This window comes from Spirosoma foliorum (genome assembly GCF_014117325.1).
GTDB lineage: Bacteria > Bacteroidota > Bacteroidia > Cytophagales > Spirosomataceae > Spirosoma > Spirosoma foliorum.
In genome coordinates, this window is sequence record NZ_CP059732.1 from 6684207 (window position 1) to 6704530 (window position 20324).

Below are 20324 nucleotides of genomic sequence, written 5' to 3' on the forward strand. Positions count from 1 at the left end.
AGGCTTGGCGGACATGTTTAGTTTATGCTAACAGCGCTATTTTACTTCCTCATAATCAACGTATTCACCCCCTTTGAAGCGGGTATCTGTATCTTTTGCGGAGCGGTTCTCTACGCGTACTTCACCTTCCCGGTTACCACTTCGGCTACCACCCTGCGCCCTCTGCTGTTTCACTAATTGTCGGCCTACCAACAGGTAAAATACAAATCGGCGTACCGGCGGCACAAACAGAATAATCAGGGTGATGATAAACAAATATTTAAGCAACATATCGGCGTATCGTTAATAGTCAATAAACGTTGACTTTCGACGTTTAGTTTTCTCTTTTGTCAGACGGTTTGTATCCGGGTTAATCGGCAGCAAGCGTCTTTGTAGTAAAAAGCACTTCAGCCCAAACTCTACTAGGATCTCTGTAGTTTTAGTTTCTATGGATTCTTTAGATTCCTGGGAGCGCCAGATAGCTGAACCGCCCACGAGAATCTAAAGAATCTCGCTTAAAATCCTAGTATCCGTACAACGCTTTGGCGGCCGCTTCGTATTTATCTCCTGCCGACCATTGTGGACGGGTTGGGCGATTGGCGATTAGACGGGCAGAATGGGCATAAGCCTGACAGAATCGGAGGAGATAATTAAAATCCAGTGATTCGGGATTGTCGGTAGCCTGATGATAATATTTTGCAATCTCGGCATCAAACGATTTGAAGCCTGGTGCAAAGTCTGGTGCAGGAACTCCTTTTGCGGCAAAATTCACGTTATCCGACCGGTCGAATAAACCCTGCTCCGGAGCAGGCTCTGCAAAGACAACCAACCCAAACGCTTTGGCTCCCGCTTCTATTTCGGCTTTTGCCCCTGTTCTCTCCAGACCAATAATCGATATAACCGTTGTATCGCTGTAGCCAGCACCATCGGTATTCAGGTCAAAAACCGTTTGTTTTAACGGCACCAACGGATGTTCAGCATAATATCTACTTCCCTGTAAACCAACTTCTTCGCCAGTCAGAGCCAATACGAGAATCGATCGACTGGGGCGTTGCAAGGTTAAGGCCTTGGCGGCTTCCAGAATGGCCACTGTTCCTATGCCGTTATCACGCGCGCCATTGAAAATACTGTCGGCAGGTTGGTAAGGAGCACCGCCCTGTTTGCCAACGCCAACATGATCGAAATGGGCCGAAAGTACCACATATTCATCCTTCAGTTTGGGATCACTACCTTCGATAATTCCAGCCACGTTAGACGATACCGCGCTAACACGCTGACGTCCTGACGTTTGGAGTGTTATTCGCTGGCCCGCTTCTTTTAACTGCTTATACTTGTTATTGGCGTTATTGATCCATAGGTGAGCGATTGGTGTGCTACTAGCCCCTGGCGTTGCAATACTCATTTGCTCTCGGTTGAGATACTGGCTTACTAAGCCCCAGGGCGATGCTTCGCTGTAGAGTTCAATCAGGGCAGCAGCTCCTTTTTCTGTCGCCAGTTTTCGTTTTGCAGCCGATGCACCGAAGATTTCGCGAGGGCTTTTTGCCTCAGGCGAACCACCCTGAGCAATCAGAATCCGGCCTTTTACGTCACGCCCTTTGTAGCCGTCTTCGCCATCGGTCAAGCCATAGCCGATATACATCACCTCGCCCGAAAGAGACGTTGGGCCACCTGCCATTACCAAAATATCTTTGCCAAGCTGCAGGGTATCTTTACCCACAATCATGGTAGCTGTGCTAGCAGCCTTAACTCGTTCGAAGGTTATAGGCTGCAGGTAATCGTGCTGGCCATCAGTCGTCACAGCGGGTTTCAGGCCCAATTGTCGAAACTGTTCAGCTATATAACGGGCAGCAACGCGGTTTCCCTGTTCACCTGTCCGACGGCCCTCCAGCTCATCGGAAGCCAGAAAGCGCATGTGCCCTTCTACTTCAGCCCGAGACATAGTAAATTCAGGAAGTTTAGGCGTAAAAACGACTTTGGCCGTAGACGAGGCTTTTGCAGGACGGGTTTGCGCCTGTACTGAAGTTACGGTCAGGACAATTGCGGCTACTAACTGTAACGTAGATGGTGTTTGCATGATGATTCGATTTCTGTCTGTAAAAGTACGAAAAACCCTGCGACTGATTTGCCACCAAGCCATCTCAATGAATTTCAGTATTTTTGCAATAAACCAATAAGGTTTCAAAAACCGTATCGGTTTGGTCGTTCTTATGTCTCCTCATTTATCTTCTGAAAAAACGTATCTGTTTGTGGCCATAGGCTTACTCATACTTTACGTTTTCCCTTACATCTGGCTTGGCGAAGGTGCTCACCTGACAATTCACGATAATCTGGACAGTGATTTTCTGTACTTATACCTGCTCAAACTCACCAAAACCGCCTTCGATTTTGACCTAAAAACGGTCATTCCGAACATGATGAGCGGGGGACAATTTACAGGTATTCCAAGATCAGCATTTCGGACGGGGTTGAATCTTGAAGTACTATCGTTTTGGTTACTGCCGCCTTACGCAGCCCAGGTTGTTAACTTCGCGGCTGTACACGGTATTGGGTTTGTGGGGATGTACCTTCTGCTCAAAAAGCATGTTTTACAAGAAGCTAACTGGGCATTTACCCGTGTAACTCTGGCCTTTTTATTCGCGCTGGTACCCTGTTATATTGTTCATGGCGCGTCAGTAACGGGGCAACCGTTGTTGTTATTTGCGTTCATCAATCTGTTACAAAAACGCTCGCACTGGAGCGATTGGCTCATTATTGCGCTCTTTCCTTTCTACTCCTTTTTCGTTTGGGCGGGTTTATTTATCTGCGTCGCATTAGGCGTTATTGGCCTTTGGAGCATGGTTCGGCTTCGGCAAATCAACCTGGGCTACATCAACGGTCTGCTCTTGCTCTCGTTTCTATACCTAGCCAGCGAATGGGAATTGATCTATGGATTCATTAATCAAACCTACATTTCCCAGCGTACTGAGTTCGGTTACAGCCAACTACGCTCTATGAAGCTTGCAGACAGCCTGCGCCGAAGTATCGATCTGTTCGTTTGGCCGATGTTCAACACGGGTGCATTTTTTACGGTCTGGATTTTGATTGTTGCGGGATTGAGTGCCTGGAAGGCTTATACACAGCGCGACTTCAGGGCAGTGAAATGGCTTATTGGCTTACCGATTCTGGCAATCGTTATTTGCCTGGCTCACGGGCTTTATCACTACCTGGTCGTTTGGCTTGGTGATAGTTCACTAGGGATGAAGTTTCGTGTCTTTCAATTCGACCGATTCTATTTCCTTCTCCCAACGCTCTGGTTTTTTCTGTTTGCGTGCTCACTGCGCCAATTCCGGGCCAATACAGCCTTGAACCGACTGTTTCTGGCTGTGCAGTTGGTGCTAATGATTTTTGCCAACAAAGAATGGCGCATCAACATTGGCAAGATGGCGGGGGCTATCACCGAAGCCAGACAACCGTCGTTCCGGGCGTTTTTTGCCGAAAAGCAGTTTGCCCAAATCCGCGATTACATCGGAAAACCGCAGGCCGATTACCGGGTTATTTGTCTGGGCATGCATCCATCCGTGGCCCAATTCAATGGTTTTTATACATTGGATAGCTACCAGAACAATTACCCACTCCCCTACAAATACGCTTTTCGGAAAATCATCGCTACCGAGCTAGCCAAAGGCACTAAACAAATGCGTGTTTATTACGACGCTTATGCCTGTCGGGCTTATCTGTATACAGCCGAGTTAGGCATGAATTATTTGTTTGGAAAAACGCAGAACAAATCCGTCAATAATCTGCAAATCAACACAGATGCTTTGGTGGCCCTAAATGGCCAGTACATTATATCAGCCGTACCGATTCATAACGCAGCCGAAAACAGACTACACTTAGAAAAGGTGTTTGACGAACCGGAGAGTTACTGGCGGGTTTGGCTGTATAAAGTAGCAAATGGGTATGGGCCTGATGCGCTTCACCCTCGCTTATAATGCTGCCGGGCGAAGCGCATGAATGTATCAGCTAGTCCTTCGCTAACGCCCTGTAGTTGAATCGAATACAAATCCCGCTGAATCGAAAGATTCTGTACATCAAGGATTTTCAGTGTGCCCGCTTGCAATTCATGTTGCACGGCAAAGACTGAAACAAACGCCATACAACGCGAACTTCCGAGATAAGATTTGATACTTTCGGTACTGCCTAGCTGCATTTCGACGGTTAAATCGGTCAAGCGAAGGCCAACGCCCCGAAGTGCGTGCTCTATGACCTCCAGCGAACCGGAACCCCGCTCACGCAGGACAATTGGGACATCGCGTAGCTCCTCCAGTGTGATCTCGTCGCGGTCGGCTAGCGGGTGATCGGCGCGGCAGATGAGCACGAGTTCGTCTTTTACGAATGACGTATAACGAATATCGCTGTGGTGCGTCCGACCTTCTACCAGCCCTAAATCAATATCGTTGTTGAGCAATCGCTGTTCAACCTGTTCGGTATTGCCGCTCAAAAGCGATATAGCCACATCGGCCGATTGCTCATGGAAGCGAGCCAGCACTGGCGGAATCACATACTGAGCCACGGTTGTGCTGGCTCCAACCCGAAGCGTTCCCGCCGGTTTACCCTTGAGTGCATTCATGTCGAACTCCAGTTGGCGATAGGTCGCCATGATGGTTTCGGCATGGCTAAGCAGCAAATTTCCGGCGGCTGTCAGGCTAATCTGATTACCCCGCCGGTCGAACAGCGCCGTGCCGAACTGATGTTCAAGTTCCTGAATGTGTTTCGTGATAGCCGGTTGTGTTACATACAATTCGGCAGCGGCTTTGGTAAAGCTGAGTCGCTTGGCAACGGTGTAGAAGACATTCAGTCGAAAATCGAGCATGGAGCAAAGTTACGGGCGAATGATGGTCCAGCCTTCCTGATCGCGGATGATCAACTCACCGTTGGCGCTGGGTACATAACTGACAATCGGGAACAACTCTTCACGGCTGATCTTCCGCATCCGCATGGTATTCTCGCACATGGCCATGATGACTCCCTGCTTGTGCAATTTGGCAATGTCCTGCTCAAAATAAGGTTTGTCTTTCCGGTAAACGATATTGGCACCGCCATACACCACTAATTCAACCTCTAGTTTCCCTTTGAGTCGAGGATCATTCAGCGCATTCTGGATATTGGCCAGCGCATGCCGAATGGTTGCCGTATCGGCTGTATTCAACTGGTAAACAGCACGATAGTGCGACTTGGTTGGCTGAGCACCCTGAAATGTACCTGTTTCACTCGTTTGCGCCATAGCTGGCACTACAGCAGTCAGGAATGCCAGAGCGAACAGGTAAATGAAATTCTTCATGATTTTTAGTTTTTGATTTTGAGTAAAGTTACTTCGCTTTTCGCGCATCGGCAATTGGCTGATACGGCCCGAATTTGTGCTGTCGCTCACTGAATGAGTCGGCATAGGGGCCAAATGGGAAATCAACAGGTTTGCTGGCGATCTTGGGCCAGTCGCTGCTTTGGTCTTTATGCGGACGGGGCATCGAATTGATGAAAGCCGCTACGTCCCAGGCATCCTCATCGCTTAGTTGCGGGCTGTCATAATTGGCACCAAAGGGCATGTTGTTTTTCACATATCCCGCAAAACCCGAGAGTCGAAACAATCCAGCACCGTCATTATAACTGTTTGGTCCCCACATGGGCGGATAGACGTATTCGTTCGATCCTGCCATTTTCATGCCTTCGCCTTTTGCCCCGTGACAAACCTGACACTTAGCGACATACACCATGCGACCTTTGGTGGAATCGGCCGCCCGACTCAGAAACGCCAGTTTCGCCAAGCCGACGCCTTCGGGTCGCTCGCCTTTTGGTACATCGGTGCCAAGCCACTGCATATAGGCGACGATGGCTTTCATCTCGCGACTCGTGCTATCGGGCGCTTTACCCGCCAGACTCCGTTCAAAACAGTCGGATACCCGCTTCACAATTGTCTCAACCGCTCCCGAGCGCTCCCGAAACTTCGGATAGGTCGAAAATACGCCGGAGTAATTGTTCCCCAGCACTTTCGTTCCCGCATCGAGATGGCAATTCTGGCAATTCATACCATTAGATAGCTTCTTCACGGACCCCTTTGGCCCGAGGTATTTGGCTGTGTGCGCAATCAACTCCCGACCATACCGAATTTGTTTACCAAGCTCTCCAGCCGGAATGCGACTGTCGGCGGGCGGACGCCAGTAACCGGGGGGAGTTAGGGCGAGTAAGGCAAGGACACAAGTGAGGGAGGTGAAAGCAAGGACGCGAGTAAGTAATTTACGGCGTTTCACCTCACCCCAACCCCTCTCCTGAAAACCAGGAGAGGGGCTAGAAAGTGTCTGAGTCTGCTCCCCTCTCCTGTTTTCAGGGGAGGGGCCGGGGGTGGGGTAAAGCGCAATGAAACTACTAAACAGATTTTTCTTCATGATCTACAACATATCTACCTTCACTAAATTATCATCCGAAACACGGTCGATCAATTTGTTGTACGGGTCAATTCCGGCTCTAACTGGCTTGCCTTTTACGGTCACTTCAATCACATGCTCACCGGATGTCAGGCTGCGTTTTTGCATCAGTAAAGGCACTTTGGTCGTTAAACCGTCTTTGTTTTTGCCATCGTCGGTTAGTACCGCAATATCGGCAATGACTGGGTCTTTTCCTTTGGCCAGTTCTTTACCGGTCTTGTCGTAATATTCGGTGGCGGTTCGGACGTATAGCTTCACGCTGTATTTCCCGTTGCCTATTGATTTCGCTTCGGCTTTGGTGATGCGGTTGTCGTAAAGGGTCAGCTTCTCGAAATTATCGGTTAACCAAGGCTTTAGTGAGTCGGGGGTAGCGGCTTTCAGGAAACTGTACCATTCCAGCGAGGTGGTGAAGGGCGCTTTCTGCCGAAAACGAGCCGCTTTCATGTAGTTGTTCATGGCCTGATTGACGCGCTCTTCGCCGATGTAATCCTGCAAGGCATACATCAGCATCGACCCTTTCTGATACCAGACATAGGAACGCGTATCGTTGTCAAGCATATTGGCCTCAAACTTATCCTCGTTAGCACGGCCACGCAGGTAGCGATCCAGGCTGTATTTCAAAAACTTTGGCATAGCATCGGCCCCGTAGCGTTGTTTGAGAACCATCAGCGCTGAGTATTCGGCCATCGTCTCCGAAATCTGGTTCGCACCCCGTGTCCGGCTTGGCATGATCTGATGTCCCCACCACTGGTGCGCTACTTCGTGAGCCGTAACGTAATAGGCATAATCGGTTTTATTCGGATCGTGAAAATCGCCGACCCAACCAAACTCCTCCGAATAAGGCACTGTAGTTGGAAACGACTGTGCGAACGAGGCATAACGTGGGAATTCCAACACCCGCAATACCGGATACGGAAAGGGCGCATAGTTCTTCGTGTAATAGCTCAGCGATGCTTTCATACTGGCTATAAACCGGTCGAGATTGCGGTCATGACCGGGGTGATGATAGACTTCCAGGGCCACGGTTTTACCATCAGGCCCAGTCCATTTATCGCGCTTTACGCCGTACTTTGCCGAACACATGCTGAAAAAATAATCCGAAAAACCAGGAAGCTTGTACTGGAAATACTTGCGGGGCTTTCCGTCTGAACCGTTAGCCATCCAAGTCTTAAGCAACTCGCCAGGCATAATGGCCGTCTGGTCGGGGGTGGTCGAGATTGTTCCTTCGAAGGTTACCCAGTCAGCATCGTCGGTGAACAAAAAATCGCGCAGACCAAGCGAGTCGTTTTGCGCTGGTACTGTCCATTCTTTGATGGGTAAGCCATACTTCTTACGGTATTTGTCACTTTCTAATTCCTGGCCTGCATCATAGCCGAAACCGGGAAAAATGCCCACGTTGAAAAATGTACCATTGGCCACTATATCCCGATTGTCGCCCGAATTGCTGAAGCCAACGTATTGGCCCGTCACGGTCATTTCCATACGAGCCGAATCACCGGGATTTAATCGTTTGGGCAATCGGTAAATGTAATAGCCTAAATTCTCGTCATTCAGGATTTTTTTCGGCGCTTCGCCACCGATCATGAATTTAGTCAACTGCCGATGGAAGTTATCGGCGGGCATTGTCAGATGCAACGAGTCGATGGGTTGGTGTCCTTTATTGACAATCATAAATACGCCCGATGCCACGGCTTTAAACTCATCCGGGAATACATCGACATTGAGCTTCGCACTCGTGATTTTAGGTTGCAGTACGTTGACATACTTGTGGTATGTCTTCTCAAACGTTGACCGTAATTCACGCTGTTGATCGGCGGATAGGTAGCGATTTTTCACGCTCACATTGGTATAAATCCACGCGCCCATACTCACAAATACAACCAATGCCAGTGCGAACAAAACCATCGATAGTCGTCCCATCCGTTGCCGGGCCAGTTGCCAGCGAGCTTTAAATGCCGTGTCGGCACCGCGATTCCAGAACCAGAGTGCCAACACCAACAACATACCTCCAAACGCATACCAATACAATCGGAACGATGCCAGAGCCGCCAGATAGTGTCCAAATCCGTTCATATCGGAAATCTGTACCGAACCTCCCGAGAACGGAATGGCCAGCCGATAATTGAACTCCGCAAATTGAGGAATCGCCCAGATGACGATATAGGTAGCGAGCGTAACAATGTGCCCCACGAACTTCTGGTTGACTATCGTATGCACAAAAAACGCCAGCATCACCAGTTGGAAATACTGAGTAAAGGCAATACCATAGATGTCGCGGAAGTAGAGGGGAAACTCGTAATTAAAATAGCCCTTGACGGTCTGGTTCAATACACCCGAGACCATGATCAACGTGCTTAACAACAAACAGATGTAGGTCATCGATAACAGCTTGGCTCCGTAGTTCATCCAGTCAGGAACGGGCAAGGCATCGGCAATGGTGTCGTAGTGAACGACTTTATCGCGGTGAACCACCTCGCCCGTATAGAAGATCAGGACGATGAGCACGAAGAAGAAAAACGTACCATTTCGCGCTTCGAGCATGGCATAAGTCGTTGGCAAAGAAGGTGTACCGTAGGTTTCTGACGCAAACCAGCCATCTAAAAAAAGGAACAAAACCGCCCCAAGCAGAATGGCTATGAAATACGGGTCGCGAACGATGCTCCGAAACTCCAGACCCGCCTGCTGGAACATCTGCCGTACATAGGTTCCAACTTGGAATACGGGTGTTGGCGTTGGTAAACTCGCCAGCGCGGGAGCTTTTTCAGGCACAGCTTCATCTTTCGCCTTTTTACCTAGCTTGATTGCCAGAAAGCGGGGAAAACTAAAGCGCACAACCGTCAGTAAAAACACCAGCAGCGCTACCCCAAACCAGATTAGTCGGTTGGTAAGCAGATCGCCTTCCAGGGGTGCTACCAGCGTATTTTGCTCCACCGGCGACCAGTATTTGGTAGCGGTATCGTAGGCGTAGGAGCCGAAGGGATCGAGCAGGTTTACGAGTTGCTTGTTCTCCAGATCCTGCGAGAGCGTAGAACCCAGCAAATAGGCGATAAACAGCAGAATGCTACCCGCGTAGGTCGTAAATACCTGTTTCGAGAAGGCGACCAAGCAGAAGAAAATACTACCGACCAGGAACATGTTCGGCACAACAAACACCAGAAACGGATAGGCATAATCGCGAAAGCGAATTGGCCCGAAGCGTTCGGTATTGTCGGCCAGGTTAAAGATTGGCCCTAACAGTGAACCGATCACGATGCCCAGCATCCCGACGGCCATGATGCCGAGCAGCACCACAAACGAGCCGAAATACCGACCCAGCACGTAACCCCGTTCGGTAATGGGAAAGCTGAAATAGTAGTTTTTGGTGTTGTGCTCAATGTCTCGGTAGATCGGCACGCCCATGATTGCCGAGGCCACAAGCATCCCAAAAATAGTCAGCACAACCACAAACTGACTGATGGCATAAGGTGAGTTAATATTCGTTTTCTCCGATGCCGGGCCGCTGCCGTAAATGACGAACAGAAATGTAAACAGGAACAGAATAAGGGCGTAGAGATAGGTAGCGGGTCGTTTCAACCGGTACACTAGCTCAAATTTGAAAATTTCGAGAAACATGGCTTGCGAAGGAGTAAAAGGGTGGTTTATGTGGTGTCGGGTTCTCAAACCCGACACGAATTGCTGACGTGAGAATGTCAGGTTTGAGAACCTGACACCACGGATTACACCGTTACCACATCCATTTTCTCGGTGATCTTGGCGAAGTACAAATCTTCAAGATCGGGACTAACGGCGTCGAAATCAGTCAGCGGAGCATCACTGTAAGCATGAATACGGGTTTTGCCACCTTTGAGTTGGGTCGAAATCACCCGATGCGTTTTGCGATAGGTATCGATCTCTGATTTATTGACAAATTTCTGCCAGATTTTCCCGTTTAGGTCTTTCACCAGATCGTTTGGATTTCCCGTGGCCACCACTTCGCCCAGACAGATAATGGCCATATCGGAACAGAGATTCGTGACGTCTTCCACAATGTGCGTCGACAGAATAACAATCGTGTTTTCCCCGATTTCGGAGAGCAGGTTATGGAAACGGTTTCGCTCAGCGGGGTCCAGCCCGGCCGTAGGCTCATCCACAATAATCAGTCTTGGGCTGCCAATTAGTGCCTGCGCAATGCCAAACCGCTGTTTCATTCCTCCCGAATACGTACCGAGGTTCTTCTTCCGGACTTCATACAGATTCACTTTCTGTAATAGACCCTGTACAATCTCTTTTCGCTCGCGACCATTGGCAATGCCTTTCAACGATGCTATATGATCCAGCATGGCCTCGGCCGTTACACGCGGGTATACGCCAAACTCCTGCGGCAAATAGCCCAATACACGACGGACAGCATCCTTTTGCGTCAATACATCCAGGTCTCCTTCAGGCAAACCTGTTAATCTCGCGCTGCCACTATCGGCTTCCTGTAGCGTGGCAATAGTTCGCATCAGCGATGACTTACCGGCTCCGTTTGGCCCTAGTAAACCAAACATGCCTTGTGTGATTGTCAGGGAAACACCCTTCAACGCCCGAACGCCGTTGGAATAGGTTTTAGCGAGATCTTTTATTTCGAGTTGCATAACAGGGAGGTAAGGAGTATTTGGTTTAAGCTACGAAAAAGCGAATATGATAAAACTACTCGAAATCTTTGACCAAACTTTCACAGATGGCTGGCATCGGAGCTGAAAGGCATAAAAAAAGCGCCACTAGTTAGTGAAGCGCTATTTCATGGGTTCTAATTTACTAGAAGTCTTACGCCTTCGGGCGTTTATAAAGCGGCACTGTGCTACACGGTTCACCGAAAAGCAAACTTTGCGCAACGGGACGTAGTAAACGTGTGATTTCGACATAAGCCGCCGTTGGGACCGGAACTTTCGAACAACCTTTCACCACAACGCGAGCATCCCGATACTCCTCGGGATTGATCTGGGCAATCGCATCAAAATAGAGCTTCTCTTCCAAATCGGCCAGATTGCCGAACACAATGGTATTAGCGTAAGGCTGTAACTGAATCGTGAGTAGCATATACGCCCAGGTAGGCACAATAGCATCTTCGGTACAGGTGATGGCTACATTTTTGCCTGTATATTGGCTCCAGTCGTGCTCTTTGAGAAAAGCCCGAAAGTCTTTTTCTTTCAAAATTAACCCCATGAAGAGGTTGTCTTTCAAGTCATAAACGACTCGATCACCGGGGTGATAATAGTCTTCCAGATCGAGCGTAACAAGGCCACTATTGGCAACGCGATTGACGATTTCAGCTTCCATTTTTAAAATGAATAATGGATAATGAGCAATGAACAACGGGTAATGGCAACTGCATTCTTCATTGTCCATTAGCCATTATTCATTCTCTGTTACAACGGCGATTTAACCCCGAAAGGTTCTGAGTAAACACTGCATATGCTGTCGGCTTTTTTTGCTACTTTTGTTCTCTTATACATTAATGAACAGCCTTAGACACTTGGCCCATGAAATTTATTGTTTCCTCATCAGTCCTGCTTAAAAACCTTCAACATATAAACGGGGTGGTAGCTACCAACCCAATCGTGCCAATTCTCGAAAATTTCCTGTTTCGCATTGAGGATGGGACACTTACCGTAACGGCTTCCGATTTGCAAACGACGATGACGACGCAGATTCCGGTCGATGCCAGTGAAAATGGAGCCATTGCCATTCCCGCTAAATTGCTGCTCGATACGCTTCGTAGTTTACCCGAACAGCCCGTTACCGTAAACATCGATACCGAAACATTCGGTACCGAAATTCTGACCGACAACGGTCGCTATAAACTCTCGGGCGAAAACCCGATTGACTTCCCAAAACTGCCGACGGTTAACAAAAATATGTCGGTCGAAATGACGTCGGACGTATTGCTAAGTGCTATCAATAATACCGTTTTCGCCACCAGTACCGACGATCTGCGTCCGGCTATGACAGGGGTTCTTTTACAGATCAATGATGACAATGCAACGTTCGTAGCCACAGATGGCCACCGGCTCATTCGCTACCGCCGGACCGACCTCGGTTCATCAGCCAGCACGTCGATTATCATTCCCCGTAAGGCACTGCAATTGTTGAAAGCATCGTTGCCCGAGAATGTGGCTGTTGTTGCTGAATTCAGTCAGGCGAATGCATCGTTCACGTTTGGCCCAACGCAATTGATTTGCCGCCTGATTGATGAGCGCTTCCCCGACTACGAAAACGCCATTCCGACCAACAACCCAAACGTGATGACCATTGGTCGGACGGATCTTCTGAATTCGCTGAAGCGGATTATGATTTACGCCAACCGCACCACGCATCAGATTCGGTTATCGCTGAAAACAAACTCCCTAACTATTTCGGCAGAAGACTTAGATTACTCCAACGAAGCCAACGAGAAACTCCTCTGCGACTATGACGGCGATCCAATGGAGATTGGTTTCAATGCCAAGCTGATGTCTGAAGTATTAAGCAACCTGAGTGCTAAAATGATTTCGCTCGAAATGTCGGCACCCAACCGCGCGGGTCTGCTCATTCCGGCCGATAAAGAAGAAAACGAAGACATCCTGATGCTGGTTATGCCTGTGATGTTGAATACATACGCTTAAAAAAGAGTTATAAAGTTGTAGGGTTATAGAGTTGTAGAGTTCCTCCGGTGTCCATGTTGATGCGGTAGCCAACTTTACAACCTTATAACCCTACAACTTTATAACTACATCCAACTATGCCCAAACGTACCGCTCCGGCCCTTATTTTCATTTTCATTACGCTTCTGATTGACGTTACGGGGCTGGGAATTATTATTCCGGTTTTCCCGAAACTGATTGAACAACTCATTCACGGCAATATTAGTCAGGCGGCAAGCTGGGGGGGCTGGCTGTCGTTCTCCTATGCTGGCATGCAATTCCTTTTTTCGCCCATATTGGGTGGATTGAGTGATCGCTTCGGACGACGACCTGTCTTGTTATTTTCGTTACTTGGCTTTGGAGTCGATTACGTATTTCAGGGCTTTGCGCCAACCATCGAATGGTTGTTTGTCGGGCGGCTGATTGCGGGTATTACAGGCGCTAGTTTTACAACGGCTACCGCTTACATCGCCGACATTAGCACACCCGAAAAACGGGCTCAAAACTTCGGGCTTGTTGGAGCCGCCTTTGGTGTGGGCTTCATTCTAGGTCCAGCGTTAGGTGGATTCCTGGGGCAGTATGGTCCGCGTGTACCGTTTTTTGTAGCGGCAGGACTAACGATGATTAACTTCCTGTACGGCTTTTTTATCCTGCCCGAATCACTCGCTCCCGAACACCGCCGTGCGTTCGATTGGAAACGTGCCAATCCGGTTGGGTCTTTGATGCGATTAGGCAAATATCCCGTTATTCTGGGATTGGTAGCCTCGTTAGTACTGGTTTACATTGCAGGCTTTGCCGTGCAGGGAACCTGGACATTCTATACGATGGAGAAATTCAAGTGGGACGAAAAAACGGTTGGTTTGTCGCTGGCTACAATTGGACTCTCCTTTGCGATTGTACAGGGAGGATTAAGTCGGATTATTATTCCGAAACTAGGCCAGGAAAAATCCGTGTATGTTGGCATGATATTTAGCGCCATTGGATTTGCCTTATTTGGCTTCGCCAATCAAAGCTGGATGATGTTTGCCTTTATGGTCGTTTATGCGTTGGGCGGCATTGCCGGGCCCTCTATTCAGGGAATTATCTCGAATCAGGTTCCAGCGAATGAACAGGGAGAACTACAGGGGGCCTTAACCAGTCTGACCAGCACGACGTCTATTTTCGGGCCGCTCATTATGACCAACCTGTTTTCGTTTTTCACCTCACCAGCAGCGCCTGTGTACCTGCCCGGAGCCCCGTTCTTTTTGGCGTCATTGCTGATTATTGTGAGTGCCAGTTTAGTTGGGCGTGGCTTGAAACGACAGACGGTTGTTAGCTGATTTTATATCCAGCCTAATCCAAAACTGACGTATTTCTTCGTGAAGTCGGGTTTTAGAACCCGACTTCACAAACACAATGTACACTACGACTCCTTTTTGAACTCCAATCGATCAAAAACCAAGGTATCAACTTTGCCGGATATGCCCAGAACAAAACGGGCGCTGGCTTTTCCTAACCAGGGTTTTGTATAAGGGCCATAAAACGTATCGTAATGCCAGTGCGCCAGATTGGCATTTAGGCTATTATCATTTACGTTGATAACCAGTTGATTTCCCTGTACACTCACCTCCGCCTTACCATACAACGGGCTGGTGTATTTTCCGGCGTAGGCTGCCAATGGCAGCGATGGTGATGTGTTCAGCACCCGTTTATCGAGGAATGCTTTCTCGGCTTTTTTGTCCTGTTCTTTTAAGCCATCGTAGAGCTTTTTGAATTCGGTACTCCAATCCCGATTACCACCTAAGGCAAACCAGTCGAAGGTTTTATAAACGAGTGCGTGGCGAACTTCGGCGTGATCGTAATTACCAAATACGTAAACACCTAGTTTTTCATTGGGTAATTGCGCCGTTATAGCCGTCAGACCAGACAGGCTACCCGTATGGAAATTCACTTTATGGCCTTTATAATCATGCTGATACCAACCCAGGCCATACGTTCGCCAGTTGGGTTTCAGGATTTGCATGGTTGGGTACTCGTCTTCTGGAAAAAACGTTTGTGGTGTAAACATCTCTTTCCAGGTCTCGGGCTTTACCAAACGGCCACCGCTGTATTTGCTACTATCGAGCATGCAGATAACCCATTTACTAATATCGTCGGCCGATGACCAGACCGCTCCCGCTGAACCGATTTCACTGTCGGCACCATACTCAATGACCTTAATCGTGTCGTTGATGTTGTAGTGAGGCCTCGTCAGGTTATTGTCTTTGATATAGCCACGCTTGGGTGCCGTCCGATTCATGCCCAATGGCGTAAAAATTCGCTCCTTCAGAAATTCGGCCCAGGTCTTTCCAGTAATTCGTTCGATTACGCGTCCGGCCGCAGAGTAAAATGTATTCTGATAAGCAAACCCAGCCCGAAACGGGTAGCTTGGTTTGACCATTTCCATCCGCCGAAGCATTTCATTGACCGGAATCGTCATAGCTCCAGTCATAAAATCGGTGCTACCGACACCTGTATCGTGAATGAGCAAATCGCGGATTTTTAGTTCGCGAGTTACGTACGGATCGTATAGCTGCAACTCGGGCAAGTACTTCGAAACGGGATCGTTCCAGGCGAGTTTTTCTTCATCCACCAGCATTCCCATCAAAGTGACGGTCATGGCTTTTGTAGTCGAAGCACAGGCAAATAACGTCTGGGTATCAACCGGATCAGCTTTGTCGGACGCGACCCCGGCCACCTCACGCACACCATATCCTTTCGCAAAAAGAACCTTGTTGTCTTTGACAACTGTAATCGATAAACCGGGCACATTCCATTGCTTACGAGCAGCTTCGACGTAGGCATCGAATTCCTGAATTTGTTTCGCAGAGATTGGCTTCTGGGCAGAGGCCGTAAGGGAGATTAGGGCAAGAAGAAGTACAGTTAGTTTTCTCATGTAGGCTGTTGGTATCGCGTGCTAAGCTCAATGTACGAACAAGTCAACTTCGCTCTAAAACGATTACAGGATTTACTGGACATCTCCTAAAAAATATCCTGTAAATCCTGTAATTATTTTATTAAATCTGTAAAGTTTTTTGAGATTCCTCCTTACGTCGGAATGACAAAAAATAAACTAGCCCTGATCAGATTACAATCCAAAAACGACATTAAACTTAAGCGTCATGGCATCTTCGGTCTTGAGGCCCATTAGCGAGGGTCGCTCGATGTTATGGTCGCTCATGTTGACGGGGAATTCGCCGGTTAGTGTCATTTTTCCGCCAGCATCTTTGCGAGTAGCCTCCAGCGTAACAGGCTTAGCCACACCATGAAAGGTAAGCGTGCCTTTAGCCGTCAACGTCCCATTTTCGCCCGCTTTAATATCCGAACTAACAAACGTAACGTTGGGATATTTCAGTCCATCCAGAACTTCCATAGCGTGCGAATCGCGGTTGTTGTTATCGCTATCGAATGACGATACTTTTAAGGAAACAGCCACGCTTTCAGGCTGTTTGGTATCGTCGTTGTACATGATGGCACAGTTTACCTCTTTACTTACGCCATCCCACTTATGCAACGGATGCTTAGCCGAATACGTGACCGTCGATAAGGCTTTGTCAGCCATAATCTTGCGCTTGGCCATCGGTGCCGAAGTAAAGGCAAAGAGAATCCCGATGGCTAACCAATAGCCATACTTAAGCGTGTATTTCATGGTCTTAAAATGTTAAAGAAAGTATCGAAGCCGCATAGGCCCCAAACGTGGTATAGGCAGCCGCCCGGTGTATGGGCTTCAGGTCCGGATTGTTATCAATCATGTGGGCCAGAACATTTGTCGCAACCATACCCGTCAGGTGAACAATGGCGAGATACTTGTGCAGTTTTATAGACGTAAAACCCTTTTTTGCGCCCACTACAGGCGGAGGTGCCGTAAGTGACAGGAGCAGCGTAGTACCATAGGTAACATTGATAAGCGTAGCGGAGCGTTCGTGCCACTTTTTGGTATCGATATAATCCTGTCCTTTGGCATTATATAGTTTTGCTCCCAGAAGCCCCTGAGCCACAAATCCAGCCAGCGTCACAAACCCACCAATTTGGTGCGCTACGAGCATAGTCCGTCGAATTTTTAGCTCATGTGCACGCCCTTCTGGCGTTAACGGCGCAATCTTCATGGTTCGCAACAGCCCTTTAGGTCCCCAAAATGCCCGTTGTGTAAAAATCATTTTATGGGGCAACAACGGTTGCGATTCTGTTGAATCGGAAAGGCCAGCCAGCAAATCAGTGGCCGAAGCATCGGTTTTTGCTGGTGCAATAACGGTATCCCGACGAACAGCCGTCGAATCCTGGGCTCGGAGCCCTCCTATCCCGAGCCACAGGAGCACGGCAACATGAATGTACTTCATCGAGCAAAATTTAGTTGTTAGGCAGTCACTGTTAACGTATTTCCATCCGCACTCAGGGATGTTTTATATTTAGTCAATGCTTTAGTAGCTGGGCCTACTTCTACAGCACCAGTCAGGCTGTATTCTGAGCCATGATTTGAGCAATAGATGTCGTCCTGAGTAGCCCGATACTGTACTTCCGTTCCTTCATGCGTACACGTTTTAGAGAGCGCGACGAATGAACCACTTGTACTTTTAGCCACAATCAGGCTTCCAATAATTGAATACTGACCCGCTGTTTTCAGCTTACTATAATTTGAGTTAGTCAAATCAATGGTAAAGCTAACGGTTCCAGCCGAAGCATCTGCATTGCCCGTCACGCCAGCCGCAGGCGTTACAACTGTACCTCCCGGCGTGCCATCGCTACTACTTTTCGAGCAGGCAGTTAGTCCGGTTCCCATGCAATAGAAAGCCATCAGGGCGGCACTGCTCATACCGAGGCTACGCATAAATTCTCCGCGATTCATTTGGTCGGTTGTTGGATTGCTTTTCATTTGGTCGATTGTTTTCATGTAGTTACATTAATTAATAGCCTCCTGTAGGCTACCATCTGTAAACGTTCACATCATAATTTATAGCGGAGAGAAAAAAACGCGCCGGTGCTCAATAAATTGACTTTAAAAAAACCTACTCCTCGTAAGGGTGCTTTCATAAATGGCTCAACCTGCCAGGATAATCGTCGGCTGATGGAGCGTTCGTAGCCTACCGATAGGTTTAAATTACTGAAACCATAGCCACCCGTACTGGTGCTCCATTGCGTAGGCTGATTATACGTATGCGGAGGGTACGTATAGGTATAATCTTCCTGCTTCATGATATAACTGGTTACGCCAGCACTGACAAACCAGCGAGTTGGCAATCGTCGCTCATCAAGACGAGGGATTACGGCAACATCGTAACGTATATTGATCGGTATATCGAACATATTACAACGACCATCGACCATATCCGGCGATTTCATAGGCGGTTGCCACCAGGCCGATGGTGCCGTATACTCGCTCGGCAAGGTTTTATAGACTTTTGTACTTTTAATCACGCCAGCCTGAATACTCCACCGAGACGCTATCCGGTACTCCAGGAGTAAGCCAATATTTGTACCCGGACGATCAAAGTTTTTCAAGCCAACTGTACTCAAATCGGGGGCAACTACAAATCGAACACTTAAGCCCCGCATGGGCGGCAACTTCGGTGTAGCTTGTTGAGAAACAGGCTCAGGTTCTGCTTCAACTGGCCGATTCGTAAACGTTAGCGACTTTGGCCAATGCGCTGGCCGACTTGCCAGTTCATTGATGTCTGGTAATACTCCAGTAGTAGTCTCACTCGACTCAGCAGCAACTACCTTATTTTCGGTAGAGGCACCATCCGGTGTGCCGGGCTCTTGTTCTTTTACTACAGATCGTTTCTTAAACGACGGAGTAGACGATAACGCATAGCCTTCTGTTGGAAAAGCAACCGAATTTTGCCGGGTGTTACGCCGTTTCCGATTTGACAAGACACTTCTATTTTCGAACGAAGCTGTCTGGTCTAAGCGATTCGTCAGTATGTCTGCGTTATCGGTCACCAAGGATTTTTGGGCAAGCCGAGAACGATTTGTCCGAGGCTTGTTATTTGTTTCCTTTTGCCTGTACGCCGATGTTACTGCTTTTGTTGCAACATGAGCTTTAGGATTATTTAATGACTTACTTGATAACGATTCCGTTTCAGTACGTTTTATCGCACTAACTCTCTCAGGCGAAGTCAGTTCCGTAACCTTGGCGGTAGATTTATCAACGCGATTTTCTGAACTACCTGGCCCCCTTGCCGTCTCTCCCCGATCAGCCAATTGCTCAACTTCATCAACCTGTTGTTCCGAAGAACGCGCCGGTTTTGTTTCTGCTGATTCCGTATTGGCCAATCGGGGTGTTTCGGCCTGCGACACTCCTTTAGCTGTGCTCGTCAATACTGATTTAGAATCTGTTATCTTTTTTGATGCGATAACTTTATTCCCAGATTTCACTTTATGATAAACAAACAAGCTACTACCCGTCAGTAGTAACAGAAGCGCAACCGGCAAGCCCCAACGGAGCAGGTTTTTCCAGTTTGATGCACCGCTGGGCGTGGTGCGGTCGTTGGCATCCAGGCGGGCTTTCATGTCCTGCCAGGCTGCCGGATCGAACGGGGTATCGAACTCTTCAACCGACTTTCTGAAGAGCCCGTCCAATTGGTCATCGGTTAGCTCTGGCATACTCGTCGTAGTTTATGTGTTTCAATAGTTGGCGCAGATTTTCGCGCGCCCGAGCCAGGTTCGATTTCGACGCACCAACCGAAATGCCAAGTTGTGTGGCAATTTCTTCGTGCGTAAATCCTTCCATAACATACAAATTAAAAACAAGCCGATAGGCCGGTGATAAGCGTTGAACGAAGCCCAGTAACTCCTCGTGCGACAATTGACTGAATGCATCGGCCGCTTCTGAAACAGCTATCTGGGCAACCTTATCAACATCTTCGTGCTGGTGACGCACTTCCTGCCGATAATGGTCAATAGCTGAATTAATCAAAATGCGCCGAAGCCATCCTTTAAACGGTTGCGCCGAGTCATACTGCTCCAATCGGGTAAAGACTTTCAGAAATCCATCGTTCAGTACTTCCAAAGCCTCATCGCGAGTGGGTGCATAGCGCAGACAAACGCTCATAGCATACCCATAAAACTGCCGGTACAGCAATTCCTGACTTCGCCGGTGGTTACGTAGACACCCCGCCAAAATGTCGGTTAAAGCCGGTATGTTAGGAGCGTTGGACAAAGCAAGTCAATCTATGGGTTATCGCTTACAGTTTACTATTCATGGCTAGAAATCACCTATCAACCAGAA

General features: G+C 48.4%; 17 protein-coding genes. 3 read left to right on the top strand and 14 right to left on the bottom strand.

Translation table 11 applies throughout. The annotated features are described in order from the left end of the window. Window positions 1–36 precede the first annotated feature (36 nt). Together H3H32_RS28155 and H3H32_RS28160 are read right to left on the bottom strand one after the other, a co-directional pair. Entirely contained in the window at window positions 37–270 is a 234-nt protein-coding gene (locus tag H3H32_RS28155) for a DUF4834 domain-containing protein (RefSeq protein WP_182459066.1), read from the bottom strand. 232 nt (window positions 271–502) lie between these two features. Beyond that, entirely contained in the window at window positions 503–2053 is a 1551-nt protein-coding gene (locus tag H3H32_RS28160; protein ID WP_182459067.1) for a M28 family peptidase, read from the bottom strand. A gap of 133 nt (window positions 2054–2186) precedes the next feature. Here H3H32_RS28160 and H3H32_RS28165 point away from each other — a divergent pair, with 133 nt between their 5' ends. Continuing rightward, window positions 2187–3950, top strand: a complete 1764-nt coding sequence (locus H3H32_RS28165; RefSeq protein WP_182459068.1) for a DUF6044 family protein — start codon at window positions 2187–2189, stop codon at window positions 3948–3950. Here the strand turns inward: H3H32_RS28165 and H3H32_RS28170 are convergent. The 6 genes from H3H32_RS28170 to H3H32_RS28195 form a co-directional block, all read right to left on the bottom strand. Continuing rightward, window positions 3935–4831: a LysR family transcriptional regulator gene (locus H3H32_RS28170; RefSeq protein ID WP_182459069.1), complete on the bottom strand. Its 897-nt coding sequence runs from the start codon at window positions 4829–4831 to the stop codon at window positions 3935–3937. The two genes, H3H32_RS28165 and H3H32_RS28170, sit on opposite strands and share 16 nt — an antisense overlap. A gap of 9 nt (window positions 4832–4840) precedes the next feature. Next, a complete protein-coding gene (locus H3H32_RS28175; RefSeq protein ID WP_182459070.1) occupies window positions 4841–5299 on the bottom strand; it encodes a DsrE family protein in 459 nt (152 codons plus the stop codon). Between the two features lie 28 nt (window positions 5300–5327). Then, window positions 5328–6398: a c-type cytochrome gene (locus H3H32_RS28180; RefSeq protein WP_220472569.1), complete on the bottom strand. Its 1071-nt coding sequence runs from the start codon at window positions 6396–6398 to the stop codon at window positions 5328–5330. Between the two features lie 3 nt (window positions 6399–6401). Next, a complete protein-coding gene (locus tag H3H32_RS28185) occupies window positions 6402–10049 on the bottom strand; it encodes an ABC transporter permease/M1 family aminopeptidase (RefSeq protein WP_182459071.1) in 3648 nt (1215 codons plus the stop codon). A 104-nt stretch (window positions 10050–10153) separates the two neighbouring features. After that, window positions 10154–11053: an ABC transporter ATP-binding protein gene (locus H3H32_RS28190; RefSeq protein ID WP_182459072.1), complete on the bottom strand. Its 900-nt coding sequence runs from the start codon at window positions 11051–11053 to the stop codon at window positions 10154–10156. Window positions 11054–11225: 172 nt separating this feature from the next. Beyond that, window positions 11226–11738: a DUF2480 family protein gene (locus tag H3H32_RS28195; RefSeq protein ID WP_182459073.1), complete on the bottom strand. Its 513-nt coding sequence runs from the start codon at window positions 11736–11738 to the stop codon at window positions 11226–11228. A gap of 203 nt (window positions 11739–11941) precedes the next feature. On the opposite strand from H3H32_RS28195, the gene dnaN reads away from it, so the two are divergent. Then, window positions 11942–13063: a DNA polymerase III subunit beta gene (dnaN, locus tag H3H32_RS28200; protein WP_182459074.1), complete on the top strand. Its 1122-nt coding sequence runs from the start codon at window positions 11942–11944 to the stop codon at window positions 13061–13063. Between the two features lie 116 nt (window positions 13064–13179). After that, window positions 13180–14400 carry a TCR/Tet family MFS transporter gene (locus H3H32_RS28205; RefSeq protein WP_182459075.1) on the top strand — a complete coding sequence of 407 codons (1221 nt, stop codon included), beginning with the start codon at window positions 13180–13182 and terminating at the stop codon, window positions 14398–14400. Between the two features lie 83 nt (window positions 14401–14483). Here the strand turns inward: H3H32_RS28205 and H3H32_RS28210 are convergent, their stop codons facing one another. From H3H32_RS28210 to H3H32_RS28235, 6 genes are all read right to left on the bottom strand, one after another. Beyond that, a complete protein-coding gene (locus H3H32_RS28210) occupies window positions 14484–15995 on the bottom strand; it encodes a serine hydrolase (RefSeq protein WP_182459076.1) in 1512 nt (503 codons plus the stop codon). A gap of 192 nt (window positions 15996–16187) precedes the next feature. Further along, window positions 16188–16748, bottom strand: a complete 561-nt coding sequence (locus H3H32_RS28215; RefSeq protein WP_182459077.1) for a YceI family protein — start codon at window positions 16746–16748, stop codon at window positions 16188–16190. Window positions 16749–16752: 4 nt separating this feature from the next. Next, window positions 16753–17436, bottom strand: a complete 684-nt coding sequence (locus tag H3H32_RS28220) for a hypothetical protein (RefSeq protein WP_182459078.1) — start codon at window positions 17434–17436, stop codon at window positions 16753–16755. 17 nt (window positions 17437–17453) lie between these two features. Beyond that, a complete protein-coding gene (locus tag H3H32_RS28225; RefSeq protein WP_240543511.1) occupies window positions 17454–17987 on the bottom strand; it encodes a QcrA and Rieske domain-containing protein in 534 nt (177 codons plus the stop codon). A 53-nt stretch (window positions 17988–18040) separates the two neighbouring features. Next, window positions 18041–19699, bottom strand: a complete 1659-nt coding sequence (locus tag H3H32_RS28230; RefSeq protein ID WP_182459079.1) for a porin family protein — start codon at window positions 19697–19699, stop codon at window positions 18041–18043. Then, a complete protein-coding gene (locus tag H3H32_RS28235) occupies window positions 19680–20255 on the bottom strand; it encodes an RNA polymerase sigma factor (protein WP_182459080.1) in 576 nt (191 codons plus the stop codon). Before H3H32_RS28235 ends, H3H32_RS28230 begins: the two co-directional genes overlap by 20 nt. Window positions 20256–20324: the final 69 nt, after the last annotated feature.

What these genes read in the sequence shown, in the direction of transcription:
- H3H32_RS28155 (WP_182459066.1), bottom strand. Translation starts at nt 270, where the DNA reads ATGTTGCTTAAATATTTGTTTATCATCACCCTGATTATTCTGTTTGTG.
- H3H32_RS28160 (WP_182459067.1), bottom strand. Translation starts at nt 2,053, where the DNA reads ATGCAAACACCATCTACGTTACAGTTAGTAGCCGCAATTGTCCTGACC.
- H3H32_RS28165 (WP_182459068.1), top strand. Translation starts at nt 2,187, where the DNA reads ATGTCTCCTCATTTATCTTCTGAAAAAACGTATCTGTTTGTGGCCATA.
- H3H32_RS28170 (WP_182459069.1), bottom strand. Translation starts at nt 4,831, where the DNA reads ATGCTCGATTTTCGACTGAATGTCTTCTACACCGTTGCCAAGCGACTC.
- H3H32_RS28175 (WP_182459070.1), bottom strand. Translation starts at nt 5,299, where the DNA reads ATGAAGAATTTCATTTACCTGTTCGCTCTGGCATTCCTGACTGCTGTA.
- H3H32_RS28180 (WP_220472569.1), bottom strand. Translation starts at nt 6,398, where the DNA reads ATGAAGAAAAATCTGTTTAGTAGTTTCATTGCGCTTTACCCCACCCCC.
- H3H32_RS28185 (WP_182459071.1), bottom strand. Translation starts at nt 10,049, where the DNA reads ATGTTTCTCGAAATTTTCAAATTTGAGCTAGTGTACCGGTTGAAACGA.
- H3H32_RS28190 (WP_182459072.1), bottom strand. Translation starts at nt 11,053, where the DNA reads ATGCAACTCGAAATAAAAGATCTCGCTAAAACCTATTCCAACGGCGTT.
- H3H32_RS28195 (WP_182459073.1), bottom strand. Translation starts at nt 11,738, where the DNA reads ATGGAAGCTGAAATCGTCAATCGCGTTGCCAATAGTGGCCTTGTTACG.
- dnaN (WP_182459074.1), top strand. Translation starts at nt 11,942, where the DNA reads ATGAAATTTATTGTTTCCTCATCAGTCCTGCTTAAAAACCTTCAACAT.
- H3H32_RS28205 (WP_182459075.1), top strand. Translation starts at nt 13,180, where the DNA reads ATGCCCAAACGTACCGCTCCGGCCCTTATTTTCATTTTCATTACGCTT.
- H3H32_RS28210 (WP_182459076.1), bottom strand. Translation starts at nt 15,995, where the DNA reads ATGAGAAAACTAACTGTACTTCTTCTTGCCCTAATCTCCCTTACGGCC.
- H3H32_RS28215 (WP_182459077.1), bottom strand. Translation starts at nt 16,748, where the DNA reads ATGAAATACACGCTTAAGTATGGCTATTGGTTAGCCATCGGGATTCTC.
- H3H32_RS28220 (WP_182459078.1), bottom strand. Translation starts at nt 17,436, where the DNA reads ATGAAGTACATTCATGTTGCCGTGCTCCTGTGGCTCGGGATAGGAGGG.
- H3H32_RS28225 (WP_240543511.1), bottom strand. Translation starts at nt 17,987, where the DNA reads ATGAAAACAATCGACCAAATGAAAAGCAATCCAACAACCGACCAAATG.
- H3H32_RS28230 (WP_182459079.1), bottom strand. Translation starts at nt 19,699, where the DNA reads ATGCCAGAGCTAACCGATGACCAATTGGACGGGCTCTTCAGAAAGTCG.